At 73.4% G+C, this 13,406-nt stretch carries 13 protein-coding genes; 12 read left to right on the plus strand and 1 reads right to left on the minus strand.

What is annotated here, in order from left to right:
- Positions 1 to 9: 9 nt before the first annotated feature.
- From ACIRQ7_RS16565 to ACIRQ7_RS16615, 11 genes are read left to right on the plus strand one after another with little or no spacing between them, the layout of a single operon-like run.
- Positions 10 to 951, plus strand: a complete 942-nt coding sequence (locus tag ACIRQ7_RS16565) for a VOC family protein (RefSeq protein ID WP_404263035.1) — start codon at positions 10 to 12, stop codon at positions 949 to 951.
- Positions 948 to 1,745, plus strand: coding sequence for an aspartate dehydrogenase domain-containing protein (locus ACIRQ7_RS16570; protein WP_404263037.1), 798 nt, complete (start codon positions 948 to 950; stop codon positions 1,743 to 1,745). The genes ACIRQ7_RS16565 and ACIRQ7_RS16570 overlap by 4 nt, the downstream gene beginning before the upstream one ends.
- Positions 1,742 to 2,515 (plus strand): alpha/beta fold hydrolase, encoded by a 774-nt coding sequence (locus ACIRQ7_RS16575; protein WP_404263038.1) that lies wholly within the window; start codon positions 1,742 to 1,744, stop codon positions 2,513 to 2,515. Before ACIRQ7_RS16570 ends, ACIRQ7_RS16575 begins: the two co-directional genes overlap by 4 nt.
- Positions 2,516 to 2,530: 15 nt before the next feature.
- The gene (locus tag ACIRQ7_RS16580) at positions 2,531 to 3,052 is read left to right on the plus strand and encodes a cupin domain-containing protein (RefSeq protein WP_404263040.1); all 522 of its coding nucleotides are present in this window, start codon (positions 2,531 to 2,533) and stop codon (positions 3,050 to 3,052) included.
- Positions 3,045 to 3,794 (plus strand): SDR family oxidoreductase, encoded by a 750-nt coding sequence (locus tag ACIRQ7_RS16585; protein WP_404263041.1) that lies wholly within the window; start codon positions 3,045 to 3,047, stop codon positions 3,792 to 3,794. Before ACIRQ7_RS16580 ends, ACIRQ7_RS16585 begins: the two co-directional genes overlap by 8 nt.
- A gap of 42 nt (positions 3,795 to 3,836) precedes the next feature.
- Entirely contained in the window at positions 3,837 to 4,625 is a 789-nt protein-coding gene (locus tag ACIRQ7_RS16590) for an SDR family oxidoreductase (protein ID WP_404263043.1), read from the plus strand.
- A gap of 47 nt (positions 4,626 to 4,672) precedes the next feature.
- A complete protein-coding gene (locus ACIRQ7_RS16595; RefSeq protein ID WP_404263044.1) occupies positions 4,673 to 6,325 on the plus strand; it encodes a thiamine pyrophosphate-binding protein in 1,653 nt (550 codons plus the stop codon).
- Between the two features lie 11 nt (positions 6,326 to 6,336).
- A complete protein-coding gene (locus tag ACIRQ7_RS16600; RefSeq protein WP_404263046.1) occupies positions 6,337 to 7,302 on the plus strand; it encodes a PDR/VanB family oxidoreductase in 966 nt (321 codons plus the stop codon).
- A 34-nt stretch (positions 7,303 to 7,336) separates the two neighbouring features.
- Positions 7,337 to 7,558, plus strand: a complete 222-nt coding sequence (locus ACIRQ7_RS16605; RefSeq protein ID WP_401479102.1) for a recombinase-like helix-turn-helix domain-containing protein — start codon at positions 7,337 to 7,339, stop codon at positions 7,556 to 7,558.
- A gap of 5 nt (positions 7,559 to 7,563) precedes the next feature.
- Positions 7,564 to 8,592 carry a Rieske 2Fe-2S domain-containing protein gene (locus ACIRQ7_RS16610; RefSeq protein ID WP_404263048.1) on the plus strand — a complete coding sequence of 343 codons (1,029 nt, stop codon included), beginning with the start codon at positions 7,564 to 7,566 and terminating at the stop codon, positions 8,590 to 8,592.
- 3 nt (positions 8,593 to 8,595) lie between these two features.
- A complete protein-coding gene (locus tag ACIRQ7_RS16615) occupies positions 8,596 to 10,002 on the plus strand; it encodes an MFS transporter (RefSeq protein WP_404263050.1) in 1,407 nt (468 codons plus the stop codon).
- Here ACIRQ7_RS16615 and ACIRQ7_RS16620 read toward each other — a convergent pair.
- Positions 9,924 to 10,463 carry a MarR family winged helix-turn-helix transcriptional regulator gene (locus ACIRQ7_RS16620; RefSeq protein WP_404263051.1) on the minus strand — a complete coding sequence of 180 codons (540 nt, stop codon included), beginning with the start codon at positions 10,461 to 10,463 and terminating at the stop codon, positions 9,924 to 9,926. The genes ACIRQ7_RS16615 and ACIRQ7_RS16620 overlap by 79 nt on opposite strands.
- Positions 10,464 to 10,646: 183 nt before the next feature.
- Between ACIRQ7_RS16620 and pepN the strand changes: the two genes are divergently transcribed.
- A complete protein-coding gene (gene pepN, locus ACIRQ7_RS16625) occupies positions 10,647 to 13,271 on the plus strand; it encodes an aminopeptidase N (RefSeq protein ID WP_404263053.1) in 2,625 nt (874 codons plus the stop codon).
- Positions 13,272 to 13,406: the final 135 nt, after the last annotated feature.

The following is a 13,406-nucleotide window of genomic DNA, read 5'->3' on the forward strand; positions in this document are numbered from 1 at the left end:
GAGACAGTGATGTCCCAACCGCCCATCGCCCACCTGCGCGCCCTGCGCCACGTCGAGCTGTTCACCCCCGTCCTCACCGAGGCCGCCGACTTCTACCAGGAGGTCTGGGGCCTGGAGGCCGTCGAGTCCGACCGGGGTGCCCGCTGGCTGCGCGGCACCGGTGCGGAGCACCACGTCCTGCACCTCACCCACGCCGACCGCACCGGTCTCGGCCGCATCGCCTTCGCCGTCGCGACCCCGGCCGACGTGGACGAGGCGGCCCGGCGGCTGACCGCCCGCGGCATCACGCCGGTCGCCGGCCCCGGCCCGCTCGACCAGGTCGGCGGCGGCTACGGGCTGCGCTTCACCGACCCCGAGCACCGGCTGATCGAGATCAGTGCGCAGGTCGAGGCGGTCGCCCCGCGCGGGAGGGACGGCGCGGTGCCGGTCGGCGTCACCCACGCCGTGCTCAACACCGCGGACATCGACGCCGCCGTCGCCTTCTACCGTGACGTGCTCGGCCTGCGGGTCTCGGACTGGTCCGAGCACCGGATGGCGTTCCTGCGCTGCAACGCCGACCACCACTGCATCGCCTTCAACCAGGCCGAGTGGGCCTCGCTCAACCACGTGGCGTACGAGATGAGTTCGGTCGACCACTTCATGCGGGGGCTGGGGCGGCTGCGCCACCACGGCATCACCCCGCAGTGGGGGCCGGGCCGCCACGGCCCCGGCAACAACACCTTCTCCTACTTCACCGACCCGTCGGGGCTGGTGTGCGAGTACACCTCCGACGTCGCCCAGATCGTCGAGGACACCTGGATCGCCCGGGTGTGGCGGCGCGTCCCCGAGCTGTCCGACCTGTGGGGCACGGCCGGGCCGCCGTCCGAAGCCATCCGCCGGCACATGGCGGGCCGCCCCGACCCGGGACCGCTCGCCGCCCCCGCCGCGGCCCCCCGGGGGGTGTCCGCATGAGGCGCGTACGCAAGGTCGGGCTCATCGGCTGGGGTGCGATCGGCCGCGTGGTCGGCACCGCGCTCGCCGAACGCCGCGTCGAAGGCGCCGAGTTGGTGTGCATCGTCGACAACCGGCCGCTCGGCGGCGCGGCCCCCGCCCCGCAGCTCTCCTTCGAGGAGGCCCTGGAGCGCTGCGACCTGATCGTGGAGGCGGCCGGGCAGGGCGTGGTCCGTGAATGGGGCGAGCGGGTCCTCACCTCCGGCACGGACCTGCTGATCGCCTCGACCGGCGCGCTGACCGACGAGCGGCTGGCGAAGCGGCTGCTGGACGCGGGCCCCGGCCGGGTCTCCTTCACCGGCGGCGCCGTCGGCGGCCTCGACCTGCTCCAGGCGGCAGTGGCCCTCGGCCCGCTGGACAAGGTGCGTCTCACCACCACCAAGCTGCCGTCGACCCTCGAACAGCCCTGGATGGACGAGGAGTTGCTGGGCCGGATGCGCACCGCCGACGCGCCGGTCGAGGTGATGTCCGGCACCGCACGCGACGTACCGGTGAAGTTCCCCCGGTCCACCAACGTGGCGGCCTCGGTCGCCCTGGCCGTCGGGAACCTGGACGCGGTGCGGGTGCGGGTCGTCGCCGACCCCGCCGCCCACCACACCCGCCATGTCGTCGAGGCGTCCGGCGCGCACGGCAACTACCGCTTCGAGGTCGCCCACCTGCCGGACCCGGACAACCCGGCCACCAGCCAGGTCGTGCCGTACGCGGTCCTGCGCAGCCTCGCCGCGCTCGCCGGCCGCACCGGGGCGATCCTGTGACCGCCCCCGTGCACGTCGAAACGGCCGGCAGCGGCGGACCGCTGCTGCTGTGCCTGCACGGCATCGGCTCGTCGTCCGCCGCCTTCGCCCCGCAGCTCGCCGAACTCTCCGCCCACGTACGGGTGGTGGCCTGGGACGCGCCCGGATACGGCCGGTCCGCGGACCCGCGGGAACCGCTGGACCTGGACGGATTCGCGGACGCCGCGGCCGCGCTCCTCCGCGAGCACGGCACGAGCGCCCACGTGCTCGGCGTCTCCTGGGGCGGGGTGATCGCGCTGCGGCTCGCCTCCCGCCACCCGGAACTCGTCGACTCGCTGATCGTCGCGGACTCCAGCGCCGGCTCCGGTACCGACCCGGCGAAGGCGGCGGCGATGCGGCAGCGGGCCGCCGAACTGGCCGAACTCGGCCCCCGGGCCTTCGCCGAACGGCGCGGACCCCGGCTCGTCTCGCCGGACGCGCCGCCCGAGCTGGTCCGGCGGGTCGTCGACACCATGGCCGCCTCCGTGCGGCTGCCCGGATACGCCTACGCCGCCGAGGCGATGGCCGCGGCCGACCTGCGCCCCGAACTCCCCGCGATCACCGCGCCCGCCCTCGTCCTCTGCGGCGACCAGGACACCGTCACCGGCGTCGATGCCGCACAGGTCATCGCCGGGACGCTGCACAAGACCGCCTACGTGATCGTCAAGGACGCCGGTCACCTGGCCAATCAGGAGCAGCCCGCGCACTTCAATGCCTGGGTCCTCTCCCACCTGCACATCGTCACCTCCTAGCGAAGGGCCCATGCCATGCCTCTGACCACCACCGCGTACGACAACGGCGGCGACCTGGCGCAGTACACCGACTCGCTGATCGCCACCAAGGACTCCCGCGTCGCGGACTTCGACACCCTGTCCTTCCAGGAGAAGGCGGGCCCGCAGTACCGGCGCGGCCAGATCCGCTACGTCGGCTCGGGCGCCACCGGCAACCACGAGAGCGACAGCCGCATCCTGCCCTCCGGCGGCTTCACCTTCTCCAACATGCTGCTGCCGCCCGGCGCCGAGGGCCCCGAGCACACCCACCACGACGTCGAGGAAGCCTTCTTCGTCCTGGAGGGGCAGGTCCGGGTCGGCATCCACCGGGGCGGCGACGAGGTCGAGTACCGCACGCTCGGCTACCGCGACATGATCGTCGTCCCGGCGGGCGTGGCCCGCTCGCTGAAGAACGAGGGGGACACCGAGGCGCTCTTCTGCGTCGTCATCGGCACGCAGAAGCCGCAGGTGCCCACGTACCCGGAACACTCGCCGATGCACGGCGTCACCCGTGACTGAACCGCGCACGGTCGTCGTCACCGGGGCGGGCCGCGGCCTGGGACTCGCCATGGCCCGCCGGGCCGGCGAGGACGGCTTCCGGGTCGTCGTCGCCGAGGTGGACGCCGGGCGCGGCGAGGCGGCCGCCACCGGGCTGCGGGACGCCGGCCTCGACGCCCACTTCGTGCGCTGCGACGTCGCCGACCCGGAGTCCGTGACTCAACTCGCGGCCGCAGTGAGGGAGTTGGGGCCGCTGTACGGACTGGTCAACAACGCGGCGCTCGCCAACGGCGTCGGCGGCAAGGAATTCTGGGACATCGACGTCGAGGTGTGGGACCGGCTGATGACGGTCAACGCCCGCAGCCCGTGGCTGGTGTCCAAGGCCCTGCTGCCGCAGCTCCTCGCGCACGGCACCGGCGGCCGCATCGTCCATCTCGCCTCGGACGCCGCGCTCTACGGCTCCCCGCGCCTGGCCCACTACGTCGCCTCCAAGGGCGCCGTCATCGCGCTGACCCGGGCGATGGCCCGCGAACTCGGCGACAAGGGCATCACCGTCAACGCGGTGGCGCCCGGCCTCACCGAGGGCGAGGCGACCAGGGCGGTGCCCGCCGAGCGGCACGGCCTCTACCGCACCCACCGGGCCATCTCCCGGCCGCAGCAGCCCGACGACCTCACCGGGACCGTCGCCTTCCTGCTCGGCGAGGAATCCCGCTACCTGACCGGACAGGTGATCGCCGTCAACGGCGGCTTCACCATGCACTGAGCCCGGAGCACACCGCGCTCCGCCGAACCACTGGAGACACCGATGGACCTCGGCCTCGCCGACCGCACCGTACTCGTCACCGGCGGCAGCTCGGGCGTCGGCCTGGCCACGGTCCGCGCCCTGCTCGACGAGGGCGCCCGCGTCGCCACGTGCGCCCGCACCCCCGACCGCCTCGCCGCCGCCGCTGCGGACCTCGGCGCGGGAGACGACCGGCTGCTGACCGGCGCCTGCGACGTCCGCGACAGCACCGCCGTGACCGGCTTCGTCCGCCGGGCCGCCGACCACTTCGGCGGCCTCGACGGGCTCGTCAACAACGCCGGGCAGTCCCGCATGAAGCGCCTCGCCGACACCACCGCGGACGACTGGCGCGACGAACTGGAGCTGAAGTTCGCCGGCGTCCTCAACCCGCTGCACGCCGCCCTCCCGCTGCTGCGCGCCGCGTCCGCCCCATCCGTCGTCAACATCAACGCGGTGCTCGCCAGACAACCCGAGCCCCGCCTGATCACCACCAGCGCCGCCCGCGCCGGCATCCTCAACCTCTCCAAGTCCCTCTCCCACGAACTCGCCGCCGACGGCATCCGCGTCAACTCCGTCTGCCTCGGTCTGATCGACACCGGTCAGTGGACCCGCCGGCACGCCGCATCCGGCACCACCGAGCCCTACGACAGCTGGCAGGCCGCCCTCGCGGCCGACCGCGGCATCGCCCTGGGCCGCCTCGGCCGCGCCGACGAGGTCGCCTACGCCGTCCTCGCCCTGCTCTCGCCCCGCGCCTCGTACATCACCGGCACCGCCGTCGACGTCTGCGGCGGAGTCGGCCGCGCAATCGCCTGAGCCACACCCGCCCCCGCCCCGGCCCGCCCTCCCCAGGAGCCCGCACCATGTCCCAGCCCCACGGCGGCGATCTGCTCGTCGCCCTCCTGCGCGACCTCGGCGTCGACACCGTCTTCGGCGTCGTCAGTGTGCACAACCTGCCGCTCGTCGAAGCCGTCGACCGCGACCTGCGGTTCGTGCCCGTACGCCACGAGGCCACCGCCGTCAACGCCGCCGACGGCTACGGCCGGGCCCGCGGCGGCCTCGGCTGCGCCCTCACCAGCACGGGCACCGGCGCGGGCAACGCCGCCGGCTCACTGATCGAATCCCTCGCCACCGGCAGCCGCGTCCTGCACGTCACCGGACAGATCGACAGCCACCACCTGGGCGCCGGACGCGGCTTCATCCACGAGACCCGCGACCAGCTCGGCATGCTGCGGGCGGTCAGCGCGCACGCCGCGACGGTCACCGACGCGGCCACCGCCGGCGCCGTCCTGCGCGACGCCGCCGACCGCACCCTCGGCCCGGCCGGCGGCCCCGCCAGCGTCGAATGGCCCATCGACCTCCAATACGCGCCCCAGGACCCGGCCGCCCTCCCGGCCGCCGCCGCCCCCAAGGCGCCCCCGCTGCCCGGCCCCACCGCCCTCGACGAGGCCGCCGCGCTGCTCGCCGCCGCCCGCCGCCCGCTCATCTGGGCCGGCGGCGGCGCCACCGCGGCCGGGCCCGAACTCGCCGCACTGATCGGCGAGTTGAACGCAGGACTGCTCACCAGCAACTCCGGCCGCGGCGCCGTCCCCGAGGACCACGACCGGGTCATCGGCAACTTCGCCACCACCCCCGCCGGCCGCGAACTCCTCGCCGAGGCCGACCTGCTGCTCACCATCGGCACCCACTTCCGCTCCAACGAGACCGCCGACTGGGCCCTGCGGCTCCCCACCCCGCACCTCCAGATCGACCACGACCCGGCCGCCCTCGGCCGCAGCTACCCCGCCGACCTCACCCTGCACGGCGACGCCGCCACCACCCTCGCCGCCCTCCGGCAGCGCCTGGCGACCGCGCGGACCGGCGACCGCCCGGCGGACGGAGCCTGGACCGCCCGCCTGCGCGACGTACGCGAGGAGGTCCGCGCCGCCCTGCGCGACCAGATCGGACCGCAGGCCGCGATCTGCGACGCCCTGCGCGCGGCGCTGCCCCGCACCGCCGTCATCGCCCGCGACGTCACCGTCCCCGCCAGCAGCTGGGGCAACCGCCTGCTGGAGATCCACCACCCGCACACCAACGTCTTCCCGCGCGGCGGCGGCATCGGCCAGGGCCTCGGCATGGGCATCGGCGCCGCCCTCGCGCACCCCGACACCCCCACCCTCGTCATGGCCGGCGACGGCGGCCTCGCCGTCCACCTCGGCGAACTCCTCACCCTCGCCCAGGAACGCCCCCGCCTCACCCTCGTTGTCTTCAACGACGGCGGCTACGGCGTCCTGCGCAACATGCAGGACCGCTACTTCGACCGCCGCTCCGGCGTCGACCTCACCACCCCCGACTTCGCCGCACTCGCCCACGCCACCGGCCTGCCCTACGCCCGGATCGCCGACGGTGCCGACGCCGCCCCCGTCCTGGCCGCCGCCACCGCGAGCGACGGACCCACCCTCGTCGAGGTCGACCTCACCGCCCTCGGCCCCATGAAGAGCCCCTTCACCCCACCCGTCGCGCTGCCCGCCCGGTAAGGAGGACGACCATGACCGAACCCGCCCTCGACCTGCTCGTCCACCGGATGACCTGGGAGGCCGACGACGTCCTCGCCCTCGACCTCGTCCACCCCGACGGCAAAGCACTGCCCCCCTGGGAGCCCGGCGCCCACATCGACGTCCACACCGGCGGCCACATCCGCCAGTACTCCCTGTGCGGCGACCCCGACGACACCGGCCGCTACCGCATCGCCGTCCTGCACACCCCCACCTCACGCGGCGGCTCCGCGCACATCCACACCACCCTGCGCCCCGGCACCACCGTCCATGTCCGGGGCCCCCGCAACCACTTCGCCCTCGAACCGGCCGGCCGCTACCTCTTCCTCGCCGGCGGCATCGGCATCACCCCGCTGCTGGCCATGGCCCGCCACGCCCACCGCACCGGCACCCCCTGGCAGATGGTCTACGGCGGCCGCCGCCGCACCAGCCTCGCCTTCACCGGCGAACTCGCCGATCTCACCGCCCACACCACCGACCGCTGCGACCTGCACCCCCAGGACGTGCACGGCCACCTCGACCTCGACGCCGCCCTCACCGGCCTCACCGACGACACGCTCGTCTACTGCTGCGGCCCCGAACCCCTCCTCGCCGCCGTCGAGGAACGCTGCGCCGCCCTCGGCCGCACCGACCGGCTGCGCACCGAACGCTTCGCCGCACCGCGGCCCGCCGCACCCGAGGGCGGCGGCGGCCACGCCTTCGACGTCGTCTGCGCCCGCGCCGGACGCACCGTCCGCGTCGAGGACACCACCACCATCCTCGACGCCGTCGAAGCCGCCGGCCTCGCCGTCACCAGCTCCTGCCGCGACGGCATCTGCGGCACCTGCGAGACCCGCGTCCTGGACGGCACCCCCGACCACCGCGACTTCCTGCTCAGCGACAGCGAACGCGCCGCGAACACCTCCCTGATGATCTGCGTCTCGCGCTGCGCCGGCGACCGCCTCGTCCTCGACCTGTGACCCGCACCGACCCGCCCACGCCCCAGGAGCCCCAGTGACCCCGACGCCCTACCTCGAGATCCACCAGTCCCGCACCCGCGAACCCACCCCCTACGAGCTCAAGCTCGCCCACACCCTCGAGGAGATCTTCACCCACGTCGGCCACGAACTCACCGACGTCATCCAGGGGCTGAATGCCCGTCAGGTACACGCCCCGGACGGCGAACCCTGGACCGAACAGACCTTCCGCGACGAGATGCACCGACTGGGAGCGTGACCCCCGTGACCACCGACACCACCGCCGCCGCCGACCACCTCTACGCCACCGGACTCCGGGGCCAGTGGCACCCCGTCGTCCCCTCCCACTTCGTCGCCCCCGGCGGCATGCGCCGCGTCACCGCACTCGGCGAACACTGGCTGCTCTTCCGCCGCGCCGACGGCACCCCGCACATGCTCGCCGACCGCTGCCCGCACCGCGGCGCCCGCCTCTCCCTCGGCCGGCACCTCGGCGACCGCATCTCCTGCTGGTACCACGGCGTCGAGGTCGACGGCACCGGCACCGTCACCTCCGTACCCGGCCTGCCCGGCTGCGCCCTCGAAGGCAAACAGCTGGTCACCAGCCCCCCGGTCCGCGAGACCGGCGGCGCGATCCTCGCCTACTTCGGCGACGCACAGCACCCCGACCCCTGCGAACTGACCCTCCCCGAACCGCTCACCGACCCCGCGGTCGACGCGTTCCTGTGCTACGCCGAGTGGAACGTGCCCTGGCGCTACGGCATGGAGAACCTCCTCGACCCCATGCACGGCCAGTTCCTGCACCACGAATCGCACACCATGGGCGGCGGCGACACCACCGCCAAATTCCGCATCCGCGAAACCGCCCGCGGCTACTTCTTCGAGAAGACCGACCAGCGCGGTGTCAACTTCGACTGGGTCGAACTGTGCCGCACCGGCGTCGACTGGGTCGACCTGTCCATCCCCTACCCGCCGTCCGCGGGCCCCGGCGGCCCCTTCGGCATCGTCGGCATGGTCTGCCCCATCGACGAGACGCGCAGCGGCGTCTTCTTCTGGCGCTACCGCCGCGTGAGCGACTGGCAGCGCGACACCTGGCGCTTCCTCTACCGCACCCTCATCGAGGAACGCCACTGGCACGTCCTCGAACAGGACCGCGTCATGCTCGAAGCCATGCCGCACGACGCCGACCAGGCCGAGAACCTCTACCAGCACGACCTCGGCGTCGTCCGGCTGCGCCGCCTCTACCGCGCCGAGGCCGAGAAGCAGGCGGCCGCCGCCGCATCCGCCGGCGGCTGACCCGTGCACGGGCCCCACACCCCCCAGGACCACGCCACCGGCCGCGGCACCGGACCGCGCCGGTGGCCGGGCGTCCTGAGCCTGCTCCTCGTCGTCCTCATCTCCTCCATGGACCGCGTCAACGTCTCGGTCCTGATCACCGACCGACCCTTCACCGACCACTTCGGCATGACCGGCGACCGCGTCCTCCAAGGCGCCCTGATGACCGTCTTCCTCCTCGGCTACGGCCTCGCCGCCTTCTTCCTCACCCCGCTCTACGAAAGCGCCCTGGGCACCCGCCGCGGCCTGCTGCTGAGCGTCGCCCTCTGGGCCGCCCTCACCCTCATCTCCCCGTACGCCCTCGGCGCGCTGACCTTCCTCGCCCTGCGCTTCGCCCTCGGCGCGTCCGAAGGCCCGCTCTTCTCCCTCAAGACCATGTACGTCAAGGAGCACTTCGCCCCCGGCGAGCGCGGCCGCCCCAACGCCGTCAGCTCCATGGGCGTCTCCCTCGGCACCGCCGCCGGGCTCCCGCTCATCACCTACCTGGTGCACGCCTACGACTGGCACCTGTCGTTCGTGCTGCTCGCCGCCCTCAACGCCGCCGTCGGCCTGCCCCTGGTCGCCCTCTTCATCCGCGGCCGGCGCGGCACCGCGCACCACGGCCCCGCACACCAGGACACCCCGGCACCCGACACCACCCCACCGCCGGCCCCCGCCCCGCGCCGCCGCGTCCGCGCCACCCTCCGCGAGGCGCTGCGCACCCCCGCCCTCGGCCGGATCCTGCTCATCGAGATCGCCACCCTCGCCTACCTGTGGGGGTCCACCTCCTGGCTCCCGGCCTACCTCCTCCAGGAACGGCACTTCTCCCTCACCCGGACGGGAACCGTCTCCGCCCTGCCCTTCCTGATGAGCCTGGCCTCCGGCTTCCTCGGCGGCCACCTCATCGACAAGCTCCCCGCCCGCCGGCTGCCGCTGCTCTTCGTCACCGGCTCCCTGGGCACCGCCGCCTGCGTCCTGCTGGTCCTCACCGCCGACGCCGACTGGCTCGCCACCACCGGACTCGTCCTGGCCGGCGGCTTCTGGGGCCTCCAAGGGCCCGCCATCCCCACCCTCGTGCAGCGCCACGCACCCCCCGGCACCGTCGGCAGCACCTACGGAGTCGTCAACGGCGTCGGCAACCTCGTCTCCGCCTTCATGCCCACCGCCATGGGCGCCGCCATCGCCCTCGGCGGCGGCCGCGGCTTCGGCGCCGGATACGCCCTCCTCATCGGCACCCAGGCCGTCACCCTGGTCTGCGGCGCCCGACTGCTCACCCGGCCCCCGCACGACGGCGACCGGCCGTCCGCCACCCCTCAGGCCGAAGCCCCCTCCCCGGGCTCACCCGCCTCGACGATCGACCGCTCCAGCTTCGACAGCAGGCGCGCCAACTGACGGCACTCGGCGGGGGAGAGGCCGGCCAGCATCCGCCGCTCGTTCTCCAGATGCTCCGCGAACAACGCGTCGATCTTCGCCAGCCCCTCCTCCGTCAGCCGTGACCGCACCACCCGCCGGTCCTCGGCATCCCGCTCCCGCACGATCAGCCCGTCCTTCTCCAGCCGGTCGATGCGCAGCGTCACCCCCGCCGACGAGATCAGCCCGGAATCCGCCAACTGCCCCGCCGTACGCCGGAACGGCTTACCCGCCCTGCGCAGCGCCGTCAGCACATCGAACCCCGCCACCGACAGGCCGTACGACTCCACGGACGCCGTCAGCCGCGTGCTGTACCGCAAAAACGTCCGGTGCAGCCGCGCCAGCACCTCCAGCGGCGACGTGTCCAGCTCGGGCCGCTCCCGATGCCAGTCCTCGATGATCGACGCCACCGCGTCCGACCGCTCGGCCGATTTCCTCGCCATGACCCACACCCTCCCCGGGGCTCTGCTGCCGGGCCGCGGTCCGCCGCCCGGCCACCACGAAAACTTTAGTACTGAGAAGCAAGGCACCTAACATTCCCGGCCCCGCACCCACCCCGCCACGCCCCCGCACCACCCCACGCGCAGACCCTGCACCCACCACCGGCCGTACGGCAGCATGACCCCATGCCCGCACTGCAGCGCGACGAGGCGCAGACCCGAGCCCGGCTCATCGACGTCCACCGCTACGAGATCGACCTCGACCTCACCCGCGGCGAGGACCACTTCGGCTCCCGCACCGTCCTCCACTTCACCGCACGCGACACCGGCGACACCTTCGCCGAGATCAAGCCCGCAGAGCTGCACACCGCCACCCTCGACGGCCGGCCCCTCGACCCCGCCGCCCTCGACGACAACCGCCTCCCCCTCACCGGCCTCACCCCCGGCACCCACGAACTACGCCTCGACGCCACCATGCGCTACTCCCGCACCGGCGAAGGCATGCACCGCTTCACCGACCCCGCCGACGCCGAGACCTACACCTGCACCCAGCTGTTCCTGGACGACGTCCAACGCGTCTTCGCCGCCTTCGACCAACCCGACCTGAAGGCCGTCTTCGCCCTCACCGTCACCGCACCCCCCGAATGGACCGTCCTCGGCAACGGCATCGCCACCACGGGCGACCCCGGCCACTGGACCCTCGCCCCCACCCCGCCCATCAGCAGCTACCTCGTCGCCGTCGCCGCCGGCCCCTGGCACTCGATTCGCACCGAACACGCCGGACTGCCCTTCGGCATCCACTGCCGCCGCTCGCTGGCCCCCCAACTCGACGCCGACGCCGAGGAAATCCTCGACCTCACCCGCCGCTGCTACGACCGCTACCACCAACTCTTCGACGAGCCGTACCCCTTCGACTCCTACGACCAGGCTTTCGTCCCCGAATTCAACGCCGGCGCCATGGAAAACCCCGGACTCGTCACCTTCCGCGACGAATTCCTGCACCGCTCCGCCGTCACCGACACCGAACGCCAGACCCGCGGCATGGTCATCGCCCACGAAATGGCCCACATGTGGTTCGGCGACCTCGTCACCCTCCAATGGTGGGACGACATCTGGCTCAACGAATCCTTCGCCGAATACATGGGCTACCAAGTCCTCTCCGAAGTCAGCCGCTTCACCGACACCTGGACCGACTTCGCCGTCACCCGCAAGGGCTGGGGCTACGACGCCGACCAGCGCCCCTCCACCCACCCCGTCGCCCCCACCCCCCAGGACGTCCCCGACACCGCCTCCGCCCTCCTCAACTTCGACGGCATCTCCTACGCCAAGGGCGCCTCCGCGCTCCGCCAACTCGTCGCCTGGATGGGCGAAAAAGACTTCCTGACCGGCATCAACGACCACTTCACCCGCCACCGCTTCGGCAACGCCACCCTCGCCGACTTCATCGACTCCCTCGCCCGCGCCACCGACCGCGACGTGCACACCTGGGCCGACCGCTGGCTGCGCACCACCGGAGTCGACACCCTCACCCCCGAACCCCACACCGGCGACGACACCTGGCGCCTCGACCTCCTCCACACCGGCAGCCGCCCCCACCACATCACCGTCGGCACCTACACCCACGACCCCGCCGACCCCACCCGCCTCACCCCGCAGCGCCGCTTCGACCTCGACATCCCCGCCGACCCCGGCCGCACCTCCCACACCTTCGCGCACCCCACCCCCGACCTCATCGTCCTCAACGACGGCGACCTCACCTACACCAAGATCCGCTTCGACGCCGCCTCCTGGCAGACCGCCGCCCGCGCCCTCAGCGGCCTGCCCGACCCCCTCACCCGCGCCGTCGTCTGGAACGCCGCACGCGACATGGTCCGCGACGGCGTCCTCCCACCCGCCGCCTACCTCGACGCCGCCCGCACCCACCTCCCGCACGAAACCGACCTCGCCCTCGTCCAGGGCGTCCTCACCTTCGCCCGCACCCAGATCGCCGACCGCTACCTCCCCTCCCCCCAGCTCCCGACCCCGCCACCCCCCGCGGCCCGCCACGATCAGCCGGACCCCCACGCGCAGCGACACACCCTCACCGACACCCCCATCGACCGCCACACCGCCCTCACCACCCTCACCGCCATCAGCCGCGACCTGCTCCGCCGCACCGAAGGCACCGACCACAGCACCGCCGCCGGCCTGCGCCTGATCGCCGTACGCACCTTCATCGACAGCGCCACCAGCGACGAAGGCATCCAGGACTGGCTCGACGGCGGCACCATCCCCGGCGGCCCCCCGCTCGACCCCGAACTCCGGTGGCGCATCCTCACCCGGCTCGCCACCCTCGGCACCGCCCCCCTCGACCACCTCCGCGCCACCATCGACGCCGAACTCGCCCGCGACCCCAGCGCCACCGGCCAACAGGGCGCCGCCCGCTGCCGTGCCGCCCTCCCCGACCCCGCGGCCAAACAAGCCGCCTGGGACGCCCTGTTCACCACCGACGACCGCACCGCCCTCTCCAACCACCTCTTCACCGCCACCGCCACCGGCTTCTGGCACCCCGAACAACACGACCTGCTCCGCCCCTACGTCGCCCGCTACTTCACCGACGCACCGGCCCTCGCCGCCCGTCGCGGCCCCGCCCTCGCCGACGCCGCCGGACGCCACGCCTTCCCCACCGTCATCGAGCCCGAGACCCTCCGCCTCGGCGAAACCTGCCTCGCCGAAGGCGACCCCACCCCCGCCCTGCGCCGCAAACTCGACGACCAACTCGACGACCTGCGCCGGGCGTTGCACGTCCGCACCCGCACCCACGGGGGATAGCGCACCGCCGCACGACACGGGTGCCGCCGGACGCCGTCCTGCGGCACCCGAACACGTGCGGCAGACCCGTACCACGTATGGGTGGAACCACCCGGACCAGTGGATACACACCGCACGGGGAAAGTAACTTAGGGC

The sequence above is a fragment of the Streptomyces sp. NPDC101393 genome (assembly GCF_044767385.1).
In the GTDB taxonomy this organism is placed as follows: Bacteria; Actinomycetota; Actinomycetes; order Streptomycetales; family Streptomycetaceae; genus Streptomyces.